The sequence below is a fragment of the Pseudomonas sp. C1C7 genome (genome assembly GCF_013359595.1).
In the GTDB taxonomy this organism is placed as follows: Bacteria; Pseudomonadota; Gammaproteobacteria; order Pseudomonadales; family Pseudomonadaceae; genus Aquipseudomonas.
Genome location: NZ_JABFMP010000013.1, coordinates 119,633 through 141,480 on the forward strand (window position 1 = coordinate 119,633; position 21,848 = coordinate 141,480).

Below are 21,848 nucleotides of genomic sequence, written 5' to 3' on the forward strand. Positions count from 1 at the left end.
ATGTAGGAGCTGCCGAAGGCTGCGATCTTTTTACGGACTCTGGTCAGCCGCGATCCCTGCCCCGCAACATGCTATCGAGCACATCATCACGCCGCACCCAACCATGGAACAACGCCGCCGCCAGATGCAGCAACACCGTCAGGAACAGCAAATACGCCAGATACCCATGGGCCTTGCGCAGAAATGCAAACACCTGCGCATTGGCCGCCACGATCGAGGGCAGTTGCACCGAGCTGCTGAGCATCACCGGCTCACCGGACGCGGAAATCATCGCCCAGCCCAGCAACGGCAAAATCAGCATCAAGGCGTACAGCAAAACATGAGAAGCCTTGGCCGCCAGCACTTGCCAGCCCGGCATATCCGCCGGCAACGGAGGCTGTTGCGTGGAAAAGCGCACCACCAGACGCACGATCGCCAGCAGCAAAATGGCCACGCCCAACGGCTTGTGCAGGTTGATCAGCCATTCATGGCGTTCGGAAACCGAGGCGACCATGCCGGCGCCGATGAACAGCATGGCGATGATCATCAGCGCCATCAGCCAGTGCAGCAGGCGCGCCAGGGGAGCGAAGTGTTTAGGTTGAGTGCTCATTGCTGGGCCTCCTGTTTGGCGGCGGGCAATTGGCTGACTTCGCTGGTGCGACGCAGGTAGGACGTGGCGTAAGCGGCGGAACGCGCGGCGAGCAACGGGTCGTCGGACCCTTCGATGCCGGACGGCAATACCAACGGGTCGTAGTTGATGTCTCGGCATTCGCCACTGAGTTGCGGCTGCACGCTCTCCAGCACCAGAGTGCCGGCGTTCAACACCTTGCGCCCCTCGGGCCAGGGCTTGCTCGCATCGTTGACCGGATCGCCGGGGTCGGCCAGGGTGATCATCAGCTGCCAACGCAGCGGGCCCGCGGCGATACGTTGCACCAGGTCTTTCTCGAGAAAATCGCTGCCCTCTGGTGCGGCGGCTCCCGGCGCATCCTGAACCACCGGTACCATGTTCCAGCGCACGGCCTGCTTCTGCCCGGCGGCGTTGACCAGGTAGAACGCGTTGACGCTGTTATAGGTTTGCGTCACATAGCTGGCCGAAGGTTTCGCGGTCTTGACCCAGGCCAGGAACGGCGCGGCTTCCGGGTGCGATCCGAAGAACGCCGGCACGGCGGCGGGATCGGGCTTGCCCGTCGAGGGCAGCGGTGAAGAAGCCTGCTGCAACTGATAGAACGCCTCGGGCGTGCCCACCGGGAACACCGGCATGCTGTTCATCCCGGTCCGCCATTGCTGGCCGTTAGCCTGGGTGAAACGCAACGCCATGCTGCGAATCGGTATCGCGCTGTCCGGCGCGTAGGGATTGCCCGGCGGCAAGGCCAGACGACCGACCACCGGCGTGCGCGCCTCATTGAACACCTGCGCGGTAGAGTAACTGCGCGCCTCGCCACTGCTCTCGAAGTGGCCGATCACACACACGCCCTTGGCGTGATTGCGGCGGAACCCCGGGTGCACGCCGTTGTTGGTTTCCAGCACGTTGACCAGTTTTTTCGGGGTCAGGCGCTGCGGGTCAAGGGTGCCGTTGACGTAGGCAAAAGCCCCGGCCACAGCGGCGACCACCACGGCAATGCCGGCCAGGCGCAACGTCACGCTCGCGGCACTCAAGGGCGGCCGGGTTGGCGGTGATGAGCGATCTACCATGAGAGACTCCAGGGCCTGCGGCCACAAGTGAGAAGAATCAGGCAGACGAACCCCACTCGGGTTTATTCCATCGACCGGTATTTATTTTTTCAGGCGTGGAATAACCTCGAGTGCCGGGCGTCTTCCTGGTTCAGCGTAGTGATTGACCAGAACTTCATGAACGATATCGACGAACAACTGAGAGAAATCATTCCCAGATTGCGCCGCTTCGCCGGGTCCCTGACGCGCAACCCGAGCAGCGCCGACGACCTGGTGCAGTCGTGCCTTGAGCGCGCGCTGTCCAGTTGGGGCGACAAACGCCCCGACGGCGATTTGCGCGCCTGGCTGTTCGCGATCCTCTATCGGCAGTTTCTCGATGCGCACCGGCGCTCGCGACGTTATGCGCGGATGCTCGAATTCTTCACCGGGCGCGACGACGCGCAGCCTTCGGTGGAGCGCACCGTGATCGCCCAATCGACCCTCAACGCCTTCGATCAACTGCCCACCGAACAACGCGCGCTGCTGTTGTGGGTGTCGGTCGAAGGTCTGAGTTACAAAGAGGTCGCCGAGATTCTCGACGTACCCACCGGCACCGTGATGTCCCGCCTGTCCCGGGCCCGCCAGGCCCTGCGCCAACTCAGCGATGGCGAAATCACCCGCCCAGCTCTGCGGAGACTCAAATGATCAGCATGCCCCCCAGCGAGCGCGACCTGCACGCTTACATCGACCACCAACTGAGCGACGCCGACCGGCTGCTGGTGGAGACCTTTCTCGCCAGCCACCCGGAAACCGCCGCCCAGGTCCGCGCCTGGCAACAGGACGCCCAGCAACTGCGCGCGGCCCTGAGCGGCGCCTTGCAGCAACCGGTCAATCCGGACCTCGACCCGCTGCAAATCCGCCGCCGCCTGAAAAGCCAGTCCCGACGCCATCTGGCCAGCGCCGCGGTGTTGCTGATCGCCGTCAGCATCGGCGGCTTCAGCGGCTGGCAGGCCCGGGAAATGACCCTGCTCAGCGCAGCGCAACCGATGGCCGATGCCATGCAGGCCTACCGGCTGATTGCCGAACAAGGAATGTTGCCCGCGGACTACAAGGCGGGCGATGACGGTGACATGCAGGGCTGGCTCGACCGTTACTTCACCCAGGCCAATCGCTTGCCGGACCTCACGGCTGCCGGGTTCAAACCGGTGAGCGGTCGCCTGCTCAGCACCGAACAGGGGCCGGCGGCGATGGTGGTGTACGAGAATCAGGGCGGTAACAAGATCAGCTTCTACGTCCGCCCGCCGGGGCCGAAGAATTTCATGTTGCCCCGGGGTAGTCGCAGTGACGGCGGGTTGCAGGCCGAGTACTGGTCGGGGGGCGGCTACAACTACGCGATGGTCAGCCCGACGGACACGCCGACAGCGCGGATGCTCAGACAGACAGTGAATTTCTGAACACCGGGTATAGCCAATTGAGCCGCCGCAGCTGCGACATGGATCGCGTGTTGGCTTAGTGACTCGGATGGAGTCAGCTCTGGCCAAACACCTGCGACGGCCGCCGCAACAACGGATCGAACGGGTTGATCCGCGGCCCGATCAACGCCGCTTCGCGCTTGAGCATCTCCACCACGGTGGGCAGGCGATCCGGCCCCAGGCGGTCGGTCACGGTGGCCACGCTCAACGCCGCCACCGCCCGGCCCTCGCGATCGAGGATCGGCACCGCCACCCCGGCCATGCCCTGCAGCACACCGGTGTTGCGCCCGGCATAACCGAGCTTGCGCACGTTCTCGACCTCCGAGCGCAGGAACACCTCGTCATACAGATGGAAATCCTTGAGCCGCGGCAGGTTGTAGTGGATCACCGTGTCGCGCTCCTCCTCCGGCAGGAACGCCAGGATCGCCAGGCTGCCCTGGCCCACGCCCAACGCCACCCGGCCACCGATATCACCCGTGAAGGTACGGATCGGGAACGGCCCCTCGCTGCGGTCCAGGCAGATCGCATCGAAGCCGCTGCGCGCCAGCAGAAACAGCGAATCCCCGAGCGAAGCCGACAGCCGCAACAACGACGGGCGCACCAGTTCGCGCAGGTTGCCGCTGTTGCCTGCCCGCGCGGCCAGGGCGAAAAAGTCCAGGCTCAGGCGATAGCGCTTGCTGCGCCCGTCCTGCTCGACCATGCCTTCGTCCATCAGGCTGCGCAGCAGTCGGTGGGTGGTCGGTTGCGACAAACCGATCTGCTGCGCCAGTTGCGTCACCCGCTCGCCGCCCTCGACGGTGTCACCCAGCGCCCGCAACACGGCAAACAGGCGCGAGACGGCGCCGACACCGACTTCATTTTTGCTTTCATTCCGCTCAATGGAATCTGACATGGGTTTTCCCGATGATTAATTTACTCACCGAATGAAACTGAAAATAGTCATCGATTCAGTGAAATAGGCCATTGAGCCCATCCTAGTCTTCGTCCTAATCTGCGTCCAGACAGGGGCGATTCGAACAACAGCGGCAGCCGACTCACGTCGAGCGCCAACGCACCCCGCAAACATTTTTTCGTATCTGCCCATACAAAAAAGCGCGCCTCGAGGCTGCGCATAACAATCTCAGGTGGAGGCGCACTCATGGCTTTTTTGCAACTTCAGAAACTCGGCAAGCGCTACGGTGAAATCGACGCCGTGGTTGCCACCGACCTCTCGGTCGAGAAAGGCGAATTCGTGTCCCTGCTCGGCCCCTCCGGATGCGGCAAGACCACCACCCTGCAAATGATCGCCGGCTTCGTCGAAGCCACCAGCGGGCGCATCGTGCTGGACGGTCGCGACATCACCCACGCCAAGCCCGCCAGCCGTGGCCTGGGCGTGGTGTTCCAGAGTTACGCGCTGTTCCCGCACATGACCGTCAAGGACAACGTCGCCTTCGGCCTGCGCATGCGCAAGGTGCCGAACGCCGAGATCCAGCAGCGCGTTGAGCGGGTGCTGAAACTGGTGCGCCTGCACCAGCACGCCGAGCGTTACCCACGCGAGCTTTCCGGTGGTCAGCGCCAGCGTGTGGCCCTGGCCCGAGCCTTGGTGATCCAGCCGCCGGTGCTGCTGCTCGACGAGCCGCTGTCCAACCTCGACGCCAATTTGCGCGAAGAGATGCAATTCGAGATCCGCCGCATCCAACGCGAAGTGGGCATCACCACGCTGATGGTCACCCACGATCAGTCCGAAGCGCTGTCGATCAGCGACCGCGTGGTGGTGATGCAGGCCGGGCGCATCACCCAGATCGACGCGCCCTACACCCTCTACGAACACCCGCGCACCGAGTTCATTTCCGGCTTCGTCGGCAAGGCCAATCTGCTGCCCGGCGAGCGCGACAGCGCCGGCGTGGTGCAGGTGTGCAATCGCGGCCCGGGCGAACTGACCCTGAGCCTGCGCCCGGAAAAAATCGATCTGCGCGACGCCGGCCACGGTCGCCTGCAAGGCAAGGTCAGCAGCCGCTTCTTCCTGGGCAGCCAATGGCTGTACGGGGTGTCGACGAGCCTGGGCGAGCTCTGCGTGGTACGCCGCAACGACGGCTCGGCGCCGCTGAGCGAAGGCACGGCGGTCGGCCTGGATTGGGACGCGGCACTGCTGCGGGTGCTGAGCGTCGACGAGGTGATGGCATGAGTACCCTCGCCGCCATCCGCCAGGGGCGCCAGGGTTACTGGCTGTCCGCGCCGGCCCTGGCGCTGTACGTCAGCCTGCTGGTGATCCCGCTGCTGCTGACCCTGGTGCTGTCGTTCAACGTCTTCGACTACGGTTCGGGGATCAACGCCGAAGCCTATACCGCCGAACACTACAGCAGCCTGCTGGGCGATCCGTATTTCTACGAGATCTTTCTGCGCACCCTGTGGATCAGCGCCCTGACCACCCTGCTCTGCGTGCTGATCGGCGTGCCCGAGGCCTACATCCTCAGCCGCATGGGCACCCCGTGGCGTTCGATCTTCCTGATCCTGATCCTCACCCCGCTGCTGATTTCAGTGGTGGTGCGCGCCTTCGGCTGGAGCCTACTGCTGGGCGCCGACGGTCTGGTCAATCAGGTCCTGCAAGCCCTCGGCGGCTCGCCGATGAAGCTGCTGTACACGCCGTTCGCGGTGGTGATCGCGCTGGTCCACGTGATGCTGCCGTTCATGATCATTCCGGTCTGGACCTCGCTGCAGAAACTCGATCCGGCCGGTGAGCAGGCCGCGCTGTCGCTGGGCGCCAGCCACTTCACGGTGATTCGCCAGGTGGTGCTGCCGCAGGTCATGCCGGGGATTCTCTCCGGCACGCTGATCGTGTTCGGCCTGGCCGCCAGTTCCTTCGCGATTCCCGGTCTGCTCGGCGGACGACGCCTGAAGATGGTCGCCACGCTGATCTACGACCAGTACCTGTCGGAACTGAACTGGCCCATGGGTGCGGCCATCGCCGTCGCCCTGTTGCTCATCAACCTGCTGATCATGCTGTCGTGGAACCGCATGATCGAAGGCCGCTACAAGAAGTCATTGGGATAATCCGCCATGTCCAGGAACGGTCCTTTCGCCCTGCTGTTTCACGCTCTGGTGGTGGTTTTCATGCTCGCCCCGCTGGTGGTGGTGTGCCTTGTCGCCTTCACCCCGCAGAACACCCTGAGCCTGCCGACCACCGACTTTTCCCTGCGCTGGTTTCGCGCCGTGTTCGAGCGCGCCGACTTTGTCGATGCGTTCTACAACAGCCTGATCCTGGCCTTCAGCGCGGCCTCGTTGGCCACGATGATTGCGGTGCCGGCGGCGCTGGCGATCACCCGATTCGAATTCCCCGGGCGGGATTTCTTCAACGGGCTGTTTCTGTCGCCGATCATCATTCCGCACCTGGTGCTGGGGGTGGCGCTGCTGCGCCTGTTCGCCCTGATGGGAGTCAACGGCAGCTTCGCCTGGCTGATCTTCGCCCATGTGCTGGTGATCACGCCGTATGTGTTGCGTCTGGTACTGGCCTCGGCCATCGGCCTGGACCGCAGCGCCGAACACGCCGCGCAATCGCTGGGGGCCGGGCGCTTCACGCTGTTCCGCCAAATCACCCTGCCGATGATTCTGCCGGGGGTCGCCGGTGGCTGGCTGCTGGCGTTCATCAACAGCTTCGACGAGGTCACGCTGTCGATCTTCGTCACCTCGCCGGCCACGCAGACCCTGCCGGTGCGCATGTATGTGTACGCCACCGAATCCATCGATCCGATGATGGCGGCGGTGTCGGCACTGGTGATCGCGCTGACCGCGGTGACCATGATTGTGCTCGATCGGGTGTACGGCCTGGATCGGGTCCTGGTGGGCAAACAATGAGGGCGCCATGGCACTGCTGAAACGACTGGCCGAAGGCGACCGCCCGGCCCTGGACTTTACCCTCGACGGCCATCCGGCCCGCGGCCTGCTCGGCGACACCTTGCTGACCGCGGTGCTGACCAACAGCGAGCACCTGCGCGGCAGCGACTTCAGCGCCGCCCCCCGCGCCGGCTTCTGCCTGATGGGCGCCTGCCAGGACTGCTGGGTCCGTCTGGGCGACGGCCGCCGCGTACGCGCCTGCGCCACCCTGCTCGAAGCCGGACAGCAGATCAATCGCGAGCCGGGGCGGTGTTTATGAAGAGGCTCAGGCGCCAGGCACAAAAACTAGTGCCATCCCCAATCAACTGTGGGAGCGGGCTTGCCCGCGAAAGCGATCTGTCTGCCAACACAGTTGTTGAATGTGCCGCCGTCTTCGCGGGCAAGCCCGCTCCCACAGGGGGGCTGGGTCAGGCACAAAATCGGCGGCGCGACTCAGTCCACTGTGGGAGCGGGCTTGCCCGCGATGAGGCCGGGACGGTCACCACCCATTATTCATTTGCTCGACAACCGAGGTGTGCATGAAGCCCGTTGTGATCATCGGCGCCGGCCCGGCCGGTATTCGTGCTGCGCAAACCCTGGTGGCTCATGGTGTGCGCCCGGTGTTGCTGGATGAAGCCGCGCGCGGTGGCGGGCAGATTTATCGGCGGCAGCCGGCAAACTTCAAGCGCTCACCGGTCAAACTGTACGGCTTCGAGGCACGCAAGGCCCAGGCCCTGCACCAAACCATTGACGACCTGCGCGAACAGTTCGACTACCGCCCCGACACCCTGGTGTGGAACGCCGAAGACGGCGCCCTCGATACCTTGCACGACGGCCGCGCCGCCCGCCTGGAATTCTCCCGGGTGATCGTCGCCACCGGCGCCACCGACCGGATCCTGCCGGTGCCCGGCTGGACCCTGCCCGGTGTCTACAGCCTCGGCGCTGCGCAGATCGCCCTGAAATTCCAGGGCTGCGCCATCGGCGAGCGCGTGGTGTTCGCCGGCAGCGGTCCGTTGCTGTACCTGGTCGCCTATCAATACGCCAAGGCCGGGGCAAACGTCGTAGCGGTGCTCGACAGCTCGCCCTTCAGCGCCCAGGCCCGTGCCCTGCCCAGCCTGCTGGCGCAGCCGGCCACCCTGGCCAAAGGCATCTATTACCGCGGCTGGCTCACCGCCCGCGGCATCCCGGTGCATCAGGGCGCAACCTTGAAACGCATCGACGGCACGGACCGCGTACAAGCGCTGAGATGGTGCGATGCGAAGGACGAACACGGCCTGGACTGCGATGCCGTCGCGTTCGCCCACGGCCTGCGCAGCGAAACCCAACTCGCCGATCTGCTCGGCTGCGACTTCGCCTGGAACCCGCTCAACCGCGCCTGGCTACCCCAACGGGACTCGACCGGGCGCAGCACCGTAGCCGAGGTCTACCTGGCCGGTGACGGTGCCGGGATCATGGGCGCCGACGCTGCGGAAATGGCCGGCGAACGCGCCGCCCTGGCCCTGCTGGAAGACATCGGCTACCTGATCCCGCCCGACCGCGCCGAACACCTTGAGAAGTCGCTACAACGAATCGGCGATTTCCGGGAGGGTCTGGAACGCGCCTTTGCCTTCCCCGAAGGCTGGGCCGCCAACCTTGCCGACGACGTGATGGTCTGCCGCTGCGAAGAAGTCCGCGCCGGCGACATTCGTCAGGTCGTGCGTGAAGGTCATTGGGAAATCAATCGGGTCAAGGCTCACTGCCGGGTCGGCATGGGCCGCTGCCAGGGCCGCATGTGCGCAGCCGCCGCAGCGGAAATCATCGCCTGCCAGAGCCATCGCGCCGTGTCCGATATCGGCCGGCTGCGGGCCCAGGCGCCCATCAAGCCGCTGCCTTTTGGCCTGGAGATCGAAGCATGATCGAATTCGACGCAGTGATCATCGGCGGCGGCATCGTCGGTGCTTCGGCCGCGCTGTTTCTTGGCAAGGCCGGGCGCCGCGTGGCGCTGCTGGAAAGGGACTTCTGCGGTTCGCACTCAAGCGGCGTGAACTACGGCGGCGTGCGCCGTCAGGGTCGGCCGCTGTCGCAATTGCCGCTGTCGCAACACGCCCACGCCATCTGGGGGCAGTTGCCGCAGTTGATCGGGATCGACGGCGAGTACCAGCGCAGCGGTCACCTCAAGCTCGCCCGCAGCCTCAACGATCTGCACTCGCTGCAGGATTACGCCGACCGCAGCCAAGGCTTCGGCCTCGATTTGCAGGTGCTGGACCGCAAGCAACTGCGTGCGCGTTTTCCGTGGGTCGGTGACGTGGCCGTCGGCGCTTCGTATTGCCCCGACGACGGCCACGCCAACCCCAGGCTGGTATCTCCGGCGTTTGCCCGGGCTGCACGGCACCACGGCGTGCAAGTCCACGAGCAATGCGCCGTCACGGCCGTGGATCACGACGGCCAGCGCTTTCGCGTACGCACGCAAACCGGCCTGGAGTGGCGTGCGCCCTGGCTGCTGAACTGCGCCGGTGCCTGGGCCGGGACCCTGGCGGCACAATTCGGCGAACCGGTGCCGATGCACTCCGGACACCCGGCGATGCTGGTCACCGAACCGTTGCCGCTGGTGATGGACGCCAGTACCGGCGTCGAGGGCGGCGGCATCTATGCCCGTCAGGTCGCGCGGGGCAATTGCGTGTTGGGCGGCGGCCAGGGCTTTGCCCTCGACGATACCCGCGCCCGCCCCGGCCAAAGCGCCGTGCTGGAAATCCTTCGCCAGGCGGTCGAGCTCTACCCGTTTCTCGAAGGCGCCCAGGCGATCCGTACCTGGAGCGGCACCGAAGGTTACCTGCCCGATCGCCAGCCGGTGATCGGCCACAGCCGTACCCGGCCAGGTCTGTTGCATGCGTTCGGCTTTGCCGGCGCCGGCTTTCAGATCGGTCCGGCGGTGGGCCAGGCGCTCACCGAGATCATCTGTAGCGGCGCGTCAAAGACGTCGCTGGATGCGTTTTCCATCACCCGTTTTCACTCCATCTCCGTAGCTTGATAGAGGAAGGTCGCGCCAATGAATAACGTCAAACGCACTGCTCTGCTCGGTTTGTCCTGCATGAGCGCCCTGCTCGCCGTCACCCAGGCCCACGCCGAGCCGACGCTGTACCTGGGCATGAACGGCGGGACCATGGAGCGGCTGTATGCCGACAAGGTCCTGCCGGCGTTCGAGAAGGCCAACAACGTCAAAGTGGTGATCGTGCCCGGCACCTCCGCCGACATCCTGGCCAAGGTCCAGGCCAGCAAGGGCAACCCGCAGATGCACGTGATGTTCCTCGACGACGGCATCATGTACCGCGCCATCGGCATGGGCCTGTGCGACAAGCTCGAAGACAACCCGACCCTGGCGCAGATCCCGGCCAAGGGACGGATCAAGGATCAGGCAGTGGCCGTCAGCCTCGGTGTCACCGGGCTGGCCTACAACACCCGCCTGTTCAAGGAAAAAGGCTGGAACGCGCCGACCTCCTGGATGGACATGGCCGACCCGCGCTTCAAGGACAAGGTCGTGTTCCAGTCCATGGCCTCCTCCACCTTCGGCCTGCATGGTTTCCTGATGTTCAACCGGATCCAGGGCGGCAGCGAAACCGACGTCGAGCCCGGGTTCAAGGCCTGGCCGAACAGCATCGGACGCAACGTGCTGGAGTACATTCCGAGCTCGGCGAAAATCTCCGAAATGCTCCAGACCGACGAAGCCGCACTCTTCCCGCTGACACCGACCCAGGTCACCGCCCTGAAACTCAAGGGCATGCCGGTGGAATACGCGCAACCCAAAGAAGGCGCCGTGGTGCTCAACGTCGCCGAATGCACCATCGCCAACAACACCCAGCCGGAACTGGCGCAGAAACTGGCTGCGTTTCTCCTGACGCCCCAAGCCCAGGCCACTGCGCTCGAAGACGGCGACCAGATTCCCTCCAACCCCAACACCCCGACCACCGACCGCACACGCGGGCAGGTCGAGGCGATGAAGCAGTATCTGGAAACCGCGGTGGCGGTGGATTGGGACCAGGTCAACGAACAGCGCCCGGCGTGGAATGCGCGGTGGAATCGGAGTATTGAGCGGTAATTTCGCGACGTACATTGACCGTACGATGATCGTTCCTGCGCAGCACGTGGGAACGATCGATACGTGAAGTATGAGGGTGGCAGCTGTACGCAGATTGGCGAACCGGAAGGTAGATTCCGGCAGACCCGAGGGCCTTCCACGTACAGCCACCATATCGAAAAGCTGCGACACCCAGACGATAAAACGCAGCGCCAATCCCCACAAGCCAGCCGATTCCGGCAACTTTGTAGGCCCTTGCCCACAGCCCTGTAGCCTCACTCTGTAGGTGCGAGCATGCTCGCCATGGTGGTCAACGATGACGCGGGGCACCTGGATGTCCGCGGTGCCTGGATACTGATCGCGAGCAGGCTCGCACATTGGGTTCGGGGGACATCCGTGAGATCAGGTCGGCTGTCAGGCTGCCATCGCTGGCAAGCCAGCTCCCACAAGGGATGTGGTAGGCCAACTGGATCGTCCAAACTCAAAACCCCACATCCAACACCACACTATCCAGATAAGTCCCCGCCGGCGGCGTGGTCTGATCGGTGTAGATCCTGGCGTTGTAATTGAACACCTGACTCCCCGTCCCCAACCCGTTCCCCGGATTGACCTCGGCATCCGAACTCGCCCGGCGCGCAGCCCCGACACTGCCCCACCGCGTCGTGCCGGCACTTTTGAAAATGTCATAGGCCAGATAATTCCCCCCGGAAACCATCCGCCGCCGCCCACCGACACTCAGCGGATTCTGCCCATCGCTCAGCCCAACGGTATACGCACTGCCCTTGGTGCAAGCCAGGTTAATGGTCTGCCCGGTCACCGGCGCAAAGGCACTGACCACCGGCGCACTGCCAAACGCAATGTTCGGCGCAGTGATCGTGCAGTCATTGGCCACCGTCAGATTGACCGTCAGCGTCGTGGTACCGCTGCTGGTATCACGCCCCAGGCAAAGACCACCAACCCCGATGCCCGCGCAATAATCCCAGTTCCAGAAAATACTCAGGGTTTCGGTATAGATCCCGGCCGCGACGTTGCTGCCAATGGTGGTGCCGAAATACAGCGGCACGGTTCTCGGCACCGTGCCGCCGAGCAAGCCAAGCGCATCGATAATGCCGTTGCGCGCAAAGTCGTAGGCGGTGCCGCGGGTCAACGGGTAACTCGTGCTGTTATTGGCGTAGATCGTGTAGCCGATGACATCGCCAGTGGGCCCGACCAGCCCGCTTTTCGACGAGGTGACCGTGGCCCAGAAGTGATCATTGTTGGTCAGCAATGACAACAGCGAACCGGTGCAGCTCAAGCCGCCATTGAGCGTGGAACCAGGCTGCGCCGTGGTGCGCAGGGCGATCGAACTCAGCGAGCCAAAACCCACCGGCGTGGTGGTGACCACCGAGCACAACGCCCAGGCCGAACCCGGCAGCCACAGCACCAACGGCAGCAGCATCTTCAAGGCCTTCATTGACACACCAACGGCCCGATCAGCGGGATCTGATCCTGCTTCGTGTCGACGTCAAACTGCACCCGGCAGCTTTTGCCATCGGCCAGCGTCACCTCAAGAGTGTTCTGCCGTTGCAGGTTCTCCAGGTACACCAGGCCGTCCCAGCCGACCACGGTCTGCGTGCCGCTCTGCTCATGCACCACACCGCTGCCCAAAGGCAATTCCTGCTGCCGGACATCCACCAGCACGATACTCGCGGCAATCACCCGGCTCAGCGGAAACTCCAGCAGATAACCACTGCCACGCCGCACCGCGATGCGCTGTTCGACGTTCGGGCTGCGCACGTTGGCCGGCAGGTTCAGCGGATCGATTTCGTACTTGCCGCGATAGTAGGCACTGCTCCAGGGCACCAGCAGGTGGCCGTTGCGATCAGTCTGCCCGACGGGCTGGTTTTCGTAGCGCACCGGGACGTCGGCGTAGCCATCGGTGCTGACCACCACGAAGGCATCATCGATGCGATTGGCGGCGAACAGCTGACGATCCATCCACACCAGCGAACCGCTGGCGTCGGCCCACCGGGTTTCGGCCTCGCTGGTGCCGTAGACCCCGGCCTGCAATTGCACCGATTGCAGGCGCCAGGTCAGGTCGGCCTGACGATAATCCGGCCCGTCGCCCTTGGCGTAACCAAGGTTGAAGCCCACCCCGCCCTGGGTCGGTACGGCACGGCTGTAGTTGACCCGCTGCAGGCTCTCGCCGTTCTTGCCGCGCTCGCTGCTGATCGCGAGACTGCCCTGCAGGTCGAACGGAATCACCAGCTGCGCCTGCACCGCCCAGTTGCTGTCGCCGATCTCGCGGTTGGCCGACAGGTAGAAGCTGGTGCTGCGCCACAAAGGTTTGCTCCACGTCAGGTTGAGCAGACGGGTGCGTGAATCGTCCGCCGCGCGCACATCGAAATAGCCGGCGCCGAGGCTGCCCCAATCGTTCAGGTTGACGCTCAGGGTCGCCTGTTCGCTGCGCTTGCTCAGGGTCACGTAGGGCGTGTCGACCAGCGTCAGATCCGCGTATTGATCACGCCGTTGCAGACGCTGATACGAAAAGCTGTAGCGCTGGTTGCTGTACTGATAACCCAGGCTCAGTTGCTGCCCGCTTTCGCCGTCGAAACGGCTCTGGCTGACGGCACTGTTGAGCACGCCGAAATTGCCCAGGCGCACGTTGCCGCCGACGCCGCCCAGGGCCAGGGAGTCCGAGGCTTCGGCATGGCTTTCGAGGGTGAAGTTGTCGCTCAGGCCATAACGCAGACTGCCGGAGGTAACGCCGGGACCGTAGCTGAAATCCCGCAGGCCGTAGTCCTGGCGCAGGGTGCCGGCCGCCACGGAAAAGTCCGACAGGCCTTTTTGCAAAAGGCTGCTGGTGACATAGAACGGCACGGTGGTGGAGACCTGCCGCCCCAGTGCGTCGGTGGTTACCACCACGGCTTCACCGGCACCGTTGATGAACGGAATGTTGGTCAGGGTGTAGGGACCGGGCTGCAATTCGGCGCTGCTGGACTTGTAGCCGTTGATGAACAGATCCACCGAAGACGGCACGGCGGCTTCACCGGCGAACTGCGGCAAGGGATAGGTGACCAGATCCGGACGCACGCCGAAATCCCGCGACAGCTGCACCCCGCCGATACGCACCGAACTGCTCCAGGGCAAGGCGCCGCTGACCAGGTCGCCGGCTTCATAGGTCAGCATTCGGTCGTCGTCGGAGTAGCGCCAGGTGGTGTCGTAGCGCAGGTAACGATTGTTCAGCGTGCCCAGCTCTTCCCCGGACAAGGTGCGGCGGTATTGTCCGGTGTTGGACAGCGTGCCCCAACTGTCGAACAGCCGCACTTCGTTCCATGCCGCCAGGTAGGTGCCGGCATCGTCGGTGTCGTTGAGGTACAGGTCATAGTTGAGCAAGGCGCCGAAACTGCTTAGGGCCGGCGTGCGCGGATAGGCTTCGCGGCGGCCGACGAACTGTTCGGGCAACCAGTCCGGTGGCACGTCGAGCAGCAGGCGCTGGGCGTTGCCGTCGTACTCGCTGTGCAGGCCCGGCACCTGATCGAGGCCGACTTCGGCGCCCGTGCCCTCGGGCAGTTTCATGCCGGTGTCACGCAACACGCTGGCAGGCAGGAAGAACTGCCCGTTGCGCTGCTCCACCGCCACGACCCTTCCGGTGTTCATCTGGTTGACCACCAGTTCCAGAAACAACTGCGCATCGGCAACCGCCTCCATGCCGCTGGGCGGAGGCGGCAGATCACCGGCCTCCACCTGATGAATGACCACCAGGCAACACACACAGCCCATGGCCCACGACGGACACCGGAAACTGCGAGCCCGACCCTGGCTCTTTGCCGCTCTGTCCATCAATGGACCAACTCTCCCTTTCGGCCTGCGCATGTCCTGTAGCAGCTGGCGAAGCCTGCGTCCGGCTGCAAAGCAGCCGTAAAACCGGTGCACCGGATCTTCCTGACAGACCGCAGTGGCTGAGTTTGCGACGGCTTCGCCGCCGAACGCAGGCTTCGCCAGCTGCTACAAGGGGCCGTGTTGCCCGCTTAACCAAGTGAATCAGCGCACCGGCGCCACACTCTGCACCTGCGCCGCCCCATTGACCCGCACCTGCAACCCCGACTCCCCAGCCACCGGGCCCGGTGCCGGCCAGCGCATGATCGCGCCGGGCAGCACATACCCCAACAACCCTTCCACCAGCGGTTTGCTCTGCCCGCCCTGCTTGAGCGCCACGTCGGTCAGTCGCGCATGCACCGCGCCCTGGTTGCGCACTTCCACATAGGGCTTGCCGTCCACCGCCACCGTGCGCCAGCTCAGGTCCGGCAGGCCGATGCCCTTGGGATCGCGCGGGCGGGTGGTGTCTTCCTTGCTCCACAGCCCCGCGCCATAGGCAAACAGCGGCACCGAATAGCGCATCTGGAAGCGGATCGCCGCCGCGGTCTTGCCGTCGTCCGCAGCAGGCGGTTTCGCGGATGGGATTTCATCGATGATGATGCGGTAGGCCAGTTCCTGCCCCGGCGGGATTTCCTTGGTGCGGGTCAGGCGCACCAGCTGTTTCTGCCCCGGCTCGATCTTCGCCACCGGCGGACTGCCGATCACGTCGCGCTGGTTCTGGTACTGATCGCTGAAGCCGCTCTGGCTCCAGGCGAATACGCGAATCTGCAGATTGGCCGTCTCGTTGCCACGGTTCTCCAGCCACAACGCGCTGGCCTGTTGATCGGCCTCCAGCACCGGATCGATCGGCCAGATCAGCACCGAACTCGCCGCCTGCACGTTGGCCGCCCCCAGCCACGGCAAGGCCAAAAGCCCATACCGCATGAGCGAAGGTAAATGCATCCGCCATCTCCTTATGATCCGGTCATTGCGTTACCACGACAGCTGCACCTGCAGCACATCGCTGTATGTCCCCCCGGGTTGATTGCCCGGTAACTGCACCTGGCCGTAAATCGGCAGGCTGATGTTGTTCGCGTCGCTGTAGGCCACGGCCACGCTCTGGCCGATCCCCAGGCTCTGGCTGAACGCCGCATCGCGAAACAGCTGGTAAGCCACCCGGTTGCTGCCCGTACTGAGCTGCATGTTGCGCCCGCCGCTGTTGTGCTGCCCGCCATCGACGCTCATGTTCAGCGTCACCCCCGGCGTGCATTGCAACTGCACGCCACCGGTCAGCGCCACCTGCACGGTGCCGGTGGCCAACGCCGAGCGGCTGCCGAAATTCAGGCTGCCGTAGCTGGACACCCCGCCCACCACCAGGCACCCCGCCGTCACGGTGGCACTGACCTGGATGTTCTGGCTGGTGGCCGCCGTCAACGGCACAGGCGCACTGCCCGCGCAGATCAGCAGCAGCGCCGAACAGCCCTGGCGCAACATCGCACTAGAACGTCAGTTCGACGGAGATGGTGTCGGTGTAGGTGCCCGCCGGCAGCCCGGCCTTGCCCACCGCCTGACCGTAGATGTTCACGGTCTGCGCCACGCCGGTGCTGGCAGCGAGGCTGATCACCCCGTCGATGGCCAGCAACTGCGAATGCCCGGCGTCGGTGTACAGATCGTAGGGCACGTAGTTGCCGGCCCCGTCAAACAGCGCCCGGGTCCCGCCCGGGGATTTGCCGTCATTGGCGCCGGCGCGAATCTTCACCGTCGGCGTGGTGCCCGCCGAGCACAAGATCGACAGCGCCCCGCCGCCACCGCCCAGCACCTGACCGCTGGCGGTGGTGAACAGGCTGTTGGCGGTGCCGAAGTTCAAGGCACCGAAGTTCAGGTTGGTGGAGCCGCCGCCACCGTTGACCTGGCAACTGCTGGTCAGGATCAGGCTAGAGCTGATCTGCCCGGTGACCGTGGTCGCCGCCTGCACGCCGCCCGCCAGCGCCAGGCCGAGCAATGACAAACCTATCCTTGATGCACACGTACGCATGGTGTCCTTCCTCTACGGGGTTACCAGTCCAGCGTGACCGTCAGGGTGTCGGTGTAGACCCCGGCCGGTAACGCACGGGTGTTCGCCACCACCGAGCCGAATACCGGAATCGGTATCTGCGCCCCGCTGGTGACGGCGAAATTGTGTTGTCGACCGATGTTGTAGCGCTGGCTGCCGGAGGCATCGACGAACAATTGATAGGGAATGGTCTGGCGACCGTTGCTCAGGCGCCGGGTGGTGCCGTCGCCGTGAGTACCGCCATCGATGGAGACGGTGAAACCGGTGACCGAAGGGTTGCAGGCCACGTTCAGCTTGCCGCTGGCCTCATCGCCGAGACTGGCCTTGATCGGGGCGCTCCATGTCGGTCCCTGCTGACCGAAATCCAGGGTGCCGAGGGCGCTGACCGGGCTGTCGGGATTGCCGGCATTGGTCACTTCGCAGCCGGCAATGAGCGTCAGCCGCGCGTGGATCTGCCCGCTGACCGCCGCTTGCGCGGTACCGGCCAGCAGCGCCAGCAGACCTGCGGCTAACACCTTGCTGAATCTCTTCATCACTCCAATCCCAACTCCTTCAGGATGCTTGAAGCGGCGCTCGCGGGCACCCCCTTCCCTGCGCAACCCGAATCCATCGGGTTGCCTGTGAATTCACCAGATGACCGTCACCTTCACCAGGTCTGAATAGCCGCTGACCCGGGGAATCTCCGCCAGCGGCTCGATGCGGGCGTACAACGGCAGATCCACGGTACCGGTGTCCGGCACCCGACCGCTCACCGGCACATCCACCGCCAGCGGAATGCGCCGCGCCGGGTCCTGGAAGAGCCGATAGGGAATGGGTTTGCTGTGTTCGGCGTTGCCCGCCATGTAGCGCACGTCGCCGACACCGCCGTGCAGGCCACCGTCGACGCGCAGTTGATAGGGTGTGTCGGGGTTGCATTCGAGTCGCGGCAGGCGCCCGTTGGTGAGCGCCGCACCCAACGGCCCGCCGGGGTTGTCCAGCCGCGCGGTGCTGCCAAAGTCCAGCACGCCCAGTGGTTCGATGCCGGCTTCGCGTTGTTGTCCGACCAATTGGCAGCCGCGCTGCACGTCGACCCGCACCTGAACCTGAAGTTCGGCGGCCGACACCAGCGTACCGAGTCCTGCACCCAAGACTGCCAACACCACACGTCCCTTCACGGCCCCATTCCTTTTTGCGGGGTGTCTTGTAGGACTGAGGTTAGCAACGGGTCGGAAAATCGCCAGCGATGGCGAGGAAAATTGGATCCATACCCAGACAGGGACTTCGCGGACTATAGCCCGAGGATTTCGGCGTTGCGACGGGCAATTTGCTGTACATGCCGCAGTATTTTGTACAATGACCGCCCGCTTTCAGTTGACACATCTGGAAGCAAATTAACCCTCTGGCTACACTATGCCCCCGCAGCTCAGGGAGCCTGCTTGAAGAAAACGGGGTGAAATCACATTGGCTGTACCACCGCCAAACCGCTCGCGACCTGCATCGCGCTGGCCATCGTTGCGCCGCCTGTTCGGCAAGGCGTCGACGACCCCGGCACCCGGCGCCGCAAACGGTCGGGTCATCCACGATTACTTTCACCACAAGGCCCATTCCCAGGGCTATACCTTGAGCCACAGCCAGCAACGGGTGATCGATTGCATGGCCCAGCATGCGACGTCGCTGCTGGGTGCCGGGGCGAAGACCCTGCCGGGGCTGTATCTGCATGGCGCCGTGGGCCGGGGCAAAAGCTGGTTGCTGGACGGTTTCTTCCAGGCCGTTCCCCTGGCGGAAAAACAGCGCCTGCACTTCCACGAGTTTTTTGCCCGCCTGCACCAGGGCATGTTCGATCATCGCGATCAGCCCGACGCCCTGGCCAGCACCCTCGATCAATTGCTCAACGATTGCCGGGTGCTGTGTTTCGACGAATTCCACGTCCACGACATCGGCGATGCGATGTTGATCACGCGGCTGTTCAAGGCCTTGTTTCGCCGCGGCATCCTGCTGCTGGTCACCTCCAACTACCCGCCGGAAGGCCTGCTGCCCAATCCGCTATACCACGCGCGCTTCAAGCCGGTGATCGACCTGATCAACGCGCGGATGCAGGTGATGGAGGTGGGCGGGCCCCATGACTATCGCAGTCAGGCCAGGACCCATGCGCAGCAGCTGTTTACCCAGGGCCAGTACGTGTGGCCCGCCACGCCGGCTCAGCGTCAGGCCGCGAACGTACCTGTTGTCGATGCGCCAGCCATCGCCCTGCCGGTCGGCACACGCCACCTGCCCGCCCGCTACTGCGAAGGGCGCACCGTCGGTTTCACCTTCAGCGACCTGTGCGACCAGCCCACGGCGGTGATGGATTACCTGGAACTGTGCCGGCGCTTCGACCACTGGATCATCGACGAACTGCCCAACCTGGCCGACTGCTCCGTGGCCGCCCAGCAGCGGTTCATCAATCTGGTGGATGTTTTGTATGACCAGGACAAGCACCTGATCCTGCTGGGCCAGCGTTCGCTGCGGGAAAGTCTGGATGGCGAGGCGATCGACCTGGCGCGCACCCGCAGTCGGTTGGGGCAGTTGGTGGAGGTTCGGGAGATCGTCTGATCGACACCCCTCTGCAGGAGCGAGGCTTGCCCGCGAAGAGGCTGGTCCATTCGATATTGATGGTGTCTGACACTCCGCCTTCGCGGGCAAGCCTCGCTCCTACATAGCGGTCTGACGGCCACCCTCATTCCCGCTATCATGCCGCCCACTCCCTCGATCAACGGCGAACCCTCTTCATGCACACCCTTGAACAACTGCGCGCCGGCTCGCTGGCGGGCGTTACGCGGCTGGATCTGAGCTGCGGCCTGACCGAGTTTCCCCGGGAGATCTTCGATCTGGCCGATTCCCTGGAAGTGCTCAACCTCAGCGGCAATGCCTTGAGCCGCCTGCCGGACGACCTGCACCGTCTGACCCGCCTGCGCATTCTGTTCTGCTCGGACAACCAGTTCACCGAACTGCCCGCCTGCATCGGCCAGTGCGCAGCGCTGACCATGGTCGGCTTCAAAGCCAACCGTATCGAACACGTACCCGCTGCGGCGCTGCCGCCTTTGTTGCGCTGGCTGATCCTGACCGACAACTGCGTCGAGTCATTGCCCAACGAACTGGGTGAACGCCCGCACCTGCAAAAACTCATGCTCGCGGGCAACCGCCTGACCTGCCTGCCCGAAAGCCTGCGCAACTGCCACAGGCTCGAGCTGATCCGCATCGCCGCCAACCAGCTGAGCGCATTGCCCGAATGGCTGCTGTCCCTGCCGAGCCTGTGCTGGCTGGCCTACGCCGGTAACCCGCTGGAAAACGAAGCGACGCTGCAGGCCACCACACCGATCCCCTGGTCTGAACTGCACCTGGAACAGCAACTCGGCCAGGGCGCTTCAGGGGTGATCCATCGCGCGACGTGGACGAAACCGGGGCAACCTGCCACAGCCGTCGCCGTCAAACTCTACAAGGGCGAAATGACCAGCGACGGCTCGCCCCTGCACGAAATGAACGCCTGCATCAGCGCCGGCCTGCACCCCAATCTGATCCGCATCGAAGGGCAGATTTTCGATCATCCGCAGCAAACCGCCGGGCTGGTGATGCAACTGATCGAGCCTTCGTTTCGCAACCTCGCCGGGTTGCCGAGCCTTGCGTCGTGCAGCCGCGACGTCTACGCCGAAGACACCCATTTCAGCGCCGATGTCGCCCTGCGCATCGCCCGTGGCATCGCGTCGGTGGCCGGGCACCTGCATGCGCAAGGCATCACCCACGGCGACCTCTATGGCCACAACATCCTTAGGAACGCGCAGGGCGATTGCCTGCTGGGCGACTTTGGCGCGGCGTCTTTCCACGCGACCGTGGACAGCCCTGAAAGCCGGGCGCTGCAACGGATCGAAGTGCGGGCGTTTGGAATTCTGCTGGGGGAGTTGCTGGAGCGGATCGACGCTGGATTGAGCGATGCGCAGCGTCTGGAGCTGGAGGGATTGCAGCAGTGCTGTTGTCAGCCGGATGTGCTGGCGCGGCCGGGGTTCGAGGAGATCGTTCGGGTGCTGAACAGATAAAAAAGATCGCAGCCTGCGGCAGCTCCTACAGGGGAACGCATTCCAATGCAGGAGCTGCCGAAGGCGGCGATCTTTTGATTTTTTTAACCAGCCAGACCGACAAACATTTCCTGCACGTCGTCGTGGTTATCCAGGCCTTCCAGGAAAGCCTCGACTTCAGCCATCTGCTCGTCGCTCAGGCCGCTGACCGGGTTTTTCGGCTGGTAGCCCAGCTTGGCCGACAACACGGTGAAACCTTGCTCAGGCAGGGCTTTCTGCACGGCATCAAGGTCAGTCGGGTCGGTCAGGAACAGGGTCGCACCCTCTTCGCCCGGCTCGAAATCCTGGGCACCGGCTTCGATGGCCGCCATTTCCGGATCGGCGTCCGGGGTGTCCGGCGAGGCTTCGATCATGCCGACGTGGTTGAAATCCCAGGACACGGAACCGGAAGCGCCCAGCTGGCCCTTGCGGAAAGCGACGCGGATTTCAGCGACGGTACGGTTGATGTTGTCGGTGACGCATTCGATGATCAGCGGCACCTGATGCGGCGCGAAACCTTCGTAGGTCACGCGATGGTATTGCACGGTTTCGCCGAGCTGGCCGGAACCTTTCTTGATCGCACGTTCCAGGGTCTCGCGAGGCATCGAGGCCTTCTTGGCCTGTTCAACCACCAGGCGCAGGTGTGCGTTGGTAGCAACATCGGCGCCGTTGCGCGCAGCAATGGTGATTTCCTTCACCAGTTTGCCGAAGATCTTGCCCTTGGCATTGGCTGCCGCTTCTTTGTGTTTAACCTTCCACTGTGCGCCCATTACTCACTCTCTTGTCTTGAGGCGCCGAGACATCTATTGGCCGACGCATGGCGCCAAGTTTATACGGCCTAAAGTTGGCAATCGACCAAAAATTCTCGCGTCCTGTCGACAAGTTCTACA

22 protein-coding genes are annotated in these 21,848 nt (G+C 64.1%); 11 read left to right on the forward strand and 11 right to left on the reverse strand.

What is annotated here, in order from left to right; translation table 11 throughout:
- Positions 1 to 43 precede the first annotated feature (43 nt).
- Both HNO86_RS13420 and HNO86_RS13425 read right to left on the reverse strand, forming a co-directional pair.
- A complete protein-coding gene (locus tag HNO86_RS13420; RefSeq protein ID WP_175377432.1) occupies positions 44 to 589 on the reverse strand; it encodes a cytochrome b in 546 nt (181 codons plus the stop codon).
- A complete protein-coding gene (locus tag HNO86_RS13425; RefSeq protein WP_175377433.1) occupies positions 586 to 1,671 on the reverse strand; it encodes a catalase family peroxidase in 1,086 nt (361 codons plus the stop codon). The genes HNO86_RS13420 and HNO86_RS13425 overlap by 4 nt, the downstream gene beginning before the upstream one ends.
- Positions 1,672 to 1,827: 156 nt before the next feature.
- Here HNO86_RS13425 and HNO86_RS13430 point away from each other — a divergent pair, with 156 nt between their 5' ends.
- Both HNO86_RS13430 and HNO86_RS13435 read left to right on the forward strand, forming a co-directional pair.
- A complete protein-coding gene (locus HNO86_RS13430) occupies positions 1,828 to 2,334 on the forward strand; it encodes a sigma-70 family RNA polymerase sigma factor (RefSeq protein WP_175377434.1) in 507 nt (168 codons plus the stop codon).
- Positions 2,331 to 3,083 (forward strand): anti-sigma factor, encoded by a 753-nt coding sequence (locus HNO86_RS13435; RefSeq protein WP_175377435.1) that lies wholly within the window; start codon positions 2,331 to 2,333, stop codon positions 3,081 to 3,083. Before HNO86_RS13430 ends, HNO86_RS13435 begins: the two co-directional genes overlap by 4 nt.
- 73 nt (positions 3,084 to 3,156) lie before the next feature.
- Here HNO86_RS13435 and HNO86_RS13440 read toward each other — a convergent pair whose 3' ends face one another.
- Positions 3,157 to 3,993, reverse strand: a complete 837-nt coding sequence (locus HNO86_RS13440; protein WP_175377436.1) for an IclR family transcriptional regulator — start codon at positions 3,991 to 3,993, stop codon at positions 3,157 to 3,159.
- Positions 3,994 to 4,239: 246 nt separating this feature from the next.
- On the opposite strand from HNO86_RS13440, the gene HNO86_RS13445 reads away from it, so the two are divergent.
- From HNO86_RS13445 to HNO86_RS13475, 7 genes are all read left to right on the forward strand, one after another.
- On the forward strand, positions 4,240 to 5,265 hold the full coding sequence (locus tag HNO86_RS13445; protein WP_175377437.1) for an ABC transporter ATP-binding protein: 1,026 nt from the start codon (positions 4,240 to 4,242) through the stop codon (positions 5,263 to 5,265).
- Positions 5,262 to 6,131: an ABC transporter permease gene (locus HNO86_RS13450; RefSeq protein ID WP_175377438.1), complete on the forward strand. Its 870-nt coding sequence runs from the start codon at positions 5,262 to 5,264 to the stop codon at positions 6,129 to 6,131. The genes HNO86_RS13445 and HNO86_RS13450 overlap by 4 nt, the downstream gene beginning before the upstream one ends.
- 6 nt (positions 6,132 to 6,137) lie before the next feature.
- Entirely contained in the window at positions 6,138 to 6,932 is a 795-nt protein-coding gene (locus HNO86_RS13455) for an ABC transporter permease (RefSeq protein ID WP_175377439.1), read from the forward strand.
- A gap of 7 nt (positions 6,933 to 6,939) precedes the next feature.
- Positions 6,940 to 7,230: a (2Fe-2S)-binding protein gene (locus tag HNO86_RS13460; protein WP_175377440.1), complete on the forward strand. Its 291-nt coding sequence runs from the start codon at positions 6,940 to 6,942 to the stop codon at positions 7,228 to 7,230.
- A 259-nt stretch (positions 7,231 to 7,489) separates the two neighbouring features.
- Positions 7,490 to 8,845 carry an NAD(P)/FAD-dependent oxidoreductase gene (locus tag HNO86_RS13465; RefSeq protein ID WP_175377441.1) on the forward strand — a complete coding sequence of 452 codons (1,356 nt, stop codon included), beginning with the start codon at positions 7,490 to 7,492 and terminating at the stop codon, positions 8,843 to 8,845.
- The gene (locus tag HNO86_RS13470) at positions 8,842 to 9,957 is read left to right on the forward strand and encodes an FAD-binding oxidoreductase (protein WP_175377442.1); all 1,116 of its coding nucleotides are present in this window, start codon (positions 8,842 to 8,844) and stop codon (positions 9,955 to 9,957) included. Before HNO86_RS13465 ends, HNO86_RS13470 begins: the two co-directional genes overlap by 4 nt.
- An 18-nt stretch (positions 9,958 to 9,975) precedes the next feature.
- Positions 9,976 to 11,022: an ABC transporter substrate-binding protein gene (locus HNO86_RS13475; RefSeq protein WP_175377443.1), complete on the forward strand. Its 1,047-nt coding sequence runs from the start codon at positions 9,976 to 9,978 to the stop codon at positions 11,020 to 11,022.
- A gap of 460 nt (positions 11,023 to 11,482) precedes the next feature.
- On the opposite strand, the gene HNO86_RS13480 is transcribed toward HNO86_RS13475, so the two are convergent.
- From HNO86_RS13480 to HNO86_RS13510, 7 genes are all read right to left on the reverse strand, one after another.
- Positions 11,483 to 12,454, reverse strand: coding sequence for a spore coat U domain-containing protein (locus HNO86_RS13480; protein WP_175377444.1), 972 nt, complete (start codon positions 12,452 to 12,454; stop codon positions 11,483 to 11,485).
- Positions 12,451 to 14,823: a fimbria/pilus outer membrane usher protein gene (locus HNO86_RS13485; protein WP_372242527.1), complete on the reverse strand. Its 2,373-nt coding sequence runs from the start codon at positions 14,821 to 14,823 to the stop codon at positions 12,451 to 12,453. The genes HNO86_RS13480 and HNO86_RS13485 overlap by 4 nt, the downstream gene beginning before the upstream one ends.
- A gap of 201 nt (positions 14,824 to 15,024) precedes the next feature.
- A complete protein-coding gene (locus tag HNO86_RS13490) occupies positions 15,025 to 15,801 on the reverse strand; it encodes a molecular chaperone (protein ID WP_175377445.1) in 777 nt (258 codons plus the stop codon).
- Between the two features lie 30 nt (positions 15,802 to 15,831).
- A complete protein-coding gene (locus HNO86_RS13495; RefSeq protein WP_175377446.1) occupies positions 15,832 to 16,332 on the reverse strand; it encodes a spore coat U domain-containing protein in 501 nt (166 codons plus the stop codon).
- 4 nt (positions 16,333 to 16,336) lie between these two features.
- On the reverse strand, positions 16,337 to 16,873 hold the full coding sequence (locus HNO86_RS13500) for a spore coat protein U domain-containing protein (protein WP_175377447.1): 537 nt from the start codon (positions 16,871 to 16,873) through the stop codon (positions 16,337 to 16,339).
- Positions 16,874 to 16,893: 20 nt separating this feature from the next.
- Positions 16,894 to 17,424, reverse strand: a complete 531-nt coding sequence (locus tag HNO86_RS13505) for a spore coat U domain-containing protein (RefSeq protein ID WP_175377448.1) — start codon at positions 17,422 to 17,424, stop codon at positions 16,894 to 16,896.
- 93 nt (positions 17,425 to 17,517) lie between these two features.
- Positions 17,518 to 18,045 (reverse strand): spore coat protein U domain-containing protein, encoded by a 528-nt coding sequence (locus HNO86_RS13510; protein WP_175377449.1) that lies wholly within the window; start codon positions 18,043 to 18,045, stop codon positions 17,518 to 17,520.
- Between the two features lie 286 nt (positions 18,046 to 18,331).
- Here HNO86_RS13510 and zapE point away from each other — a divergent pair, with 286 nt between their 5' ends.
- Together zapE and HNO86_RS13520 are read left to right on the forward strand one after the other, a co-directional pair.
- Positions 18,332 to 19,462: a cell division protein ZapE gene (zapE, locus tag HNO86_RS13515; protein WP_175377450.1), complete on the forward strand. Its 1,131-nt coding sequence runs from the start codon at positions 18,332 to 18,334 to the stop codon at positions 19,460 to 19,462.
- Positions 19,463 to 19,638: 176 nt separating this feature from the next.
- Positions 19,639 to 20,940, forward strand: a complete 1,302-nt coding sequence (locus HNO86_RS13520; protein WP_175377451.1) for a leucine-rich repeat-containing protein kinase family protein — start codon at positions 19,639 to 19,641, stop codon at positions 20,938 to 20,940.
- 83 nt (positions 20,941 to 21,023) lie between these two features.
- Here HNO86_RS13520 and HNO86_RS13525 read toward each other — a convergent pair whose 3' ends face one another.
- Entirely contained in the window at positions 21,024 to 21,728 is a 705-nt protein-coding gene (locus HNO86_RS13525; RefSeq protein ID WP_175377452.1) for a YebC/PmpR family DNA-binding transcriptional regulator, read from the reverse strand.
- Positions 21,729 to 21,848 lie beyond the last annotated feature (120 nt).

What these genes read in the sequence shown, in the direction of transcription:
- HNO86_RS13435 (WP_175377435.1), top strand. Translation starts at nt 2,331, where the DNA reads ATGATCAGCATGCCCCCCAGCGAGCGCGACCTGCACGCTTACATCGAC.
- HNO86_RS13495 (WP_175377446.1), bottom strand. Translation starts at nt 16,332, where the DNA reads ATGTTGCGCCAGGGCTGTTCGGCGCTGCTGCTGATCTGCGCGGGCAGT.
- HNO86_RS13450 (WP_175377438.1), top strand. Translation starts at nt 5,262, where the DNA reads ATGAGTACCCTCGCCGCCATCCGCCAGGGGCGCCAGGGTTACTGGCTG.
- HNO86_RS13525 (WP_175377452.1), bottom strand. Translation starts at nt 21,728, where the DNA reads ATGGGCGCACAGTGGAAGGTTAAACACAAAGAAGCGGCAGCCAATGCC.
- HNO86_RS13480 (WP_175377444.1), bottom strand. Translation starts at nt 12,454, where the DNA reads ATGAAGGCCTTGAAGATGCTGCTGCCGTTGGTGCTGTGGCTGCCGGGT.
- HNO86_RS13420 (WP_175377432.1), bottom strand. Translation starts at nt 589, where the DNA reads ATGAGCACTCAACCTAAACACTTCGCTCCCCTGGCGCGCCTGCTGCAC.
- HNO86_RS13485 (WP_372242527.1), bottom strand. Translation starts at nt 14,823, where the DNA reads ATGGACAGAGCGGCAAAGAGCCAGGGTCGGGCTCGCAGTTTCCGGTGT.
- HNO86_RS13500 (WP_175377447.1), bottom strand. Translation starts at nt 16,873, where the DNA reads ATGCGTACGTGTGCATCAAGGATAGGTTTGTCATTGCTCGGCCTGGCG.
- HNO86_RS13445 (WP_175377437.1), top strand. Translation starts at nt 4,240, where the DNA reads ATGGCTTTTTTGCAACTTCAGAAACTCGGCAAGCGCTACGGTGAAATC.
- HNO86_RS13440 (WP_175377436.1), bottom strand. Translation starts at nt 3,993, where the DNA reads ATGTCAGATTCCATTGAGCGGAATGAAAGCAAAAATGAAGTCGGTGTC.
- HNO86_RS13520 (WP_175377451.1), top strand. Translation starts at nt 19,639, where the DNA reads ATGCACACCCTTGAACAACTGCGCGCCGGCTCGCTGGCGGGCGTTACG.
- HNO86_RS13470 (WP_175377442.1), top strand. Translation starts at nt 8,842, where the DNA reads ATGATCGAATTCGACGCAGTGATCATCGGCGGCGGCATCGTCGGTGCT.
- HNO86_RS13505 (WP_175377448.1), bottom strand. Translation starts at nt 17,424, where the DNA reads ATGAAGAGATTCAGCAAGGTGTTAGCCGCAGGTCTGCTGGCGCTGCTG.
- HNO86_RS13465 (WP_175377441.1), top strand. Translation starts at nt 7,490, where the DNA reads ATGAAGCCCGTTGTGATCATCGGCGCCGGCCCGGCCGGTATTCGTGCT.
- HNO86_RS13430 (WP_175377434.1), top strand. Translation starts at nt 1,828, where the DNA reads ATGAACGATATCGACGAACAACTGAGAGAAATCATTCCCAGATTGCGC.
- HNO86_RS13425 (WP_175377433.1), bottom strand. Translation starts at nt 1,671, where the DNA reads ATGGTAGATCGCTCATCACCGCCAACCCGGCCGCCCTTGAGTGCCGCG.
- HNO86_RS13460 (WP_175377440.1), top strand. Translation starts at nt 6,940, where the DNA reads ATGGCACTGCTGAAACGACTGGCCGAAGGCGACCGCCCGGCCCTGGAC.
- HNO86_RS13490 (WP_175377445.1), bottom strand. Translation starts at nt 15,801, where the DNA reads ATGCATTTACCTTCGCTCATGCGGTATGGGCTTTTGGCCTTGCCGTGG.
- HNO86_RS13455 (WP_175377439.1), top strand. Translation starts at nt 6,138, where the DNA reads ATGTCCAGGAACGGTCCTTTCGCCCTGCTGTTTCACGCTCTGGTGGTG.
- HNO86_RS13475 (WP_175377443.1), top strand. Translation starts at nt 9,976, where the DNA reads ATGAATAACGTCAAACGCACTGCTCTGCTCGGTTTGTCCTGCATGAGC.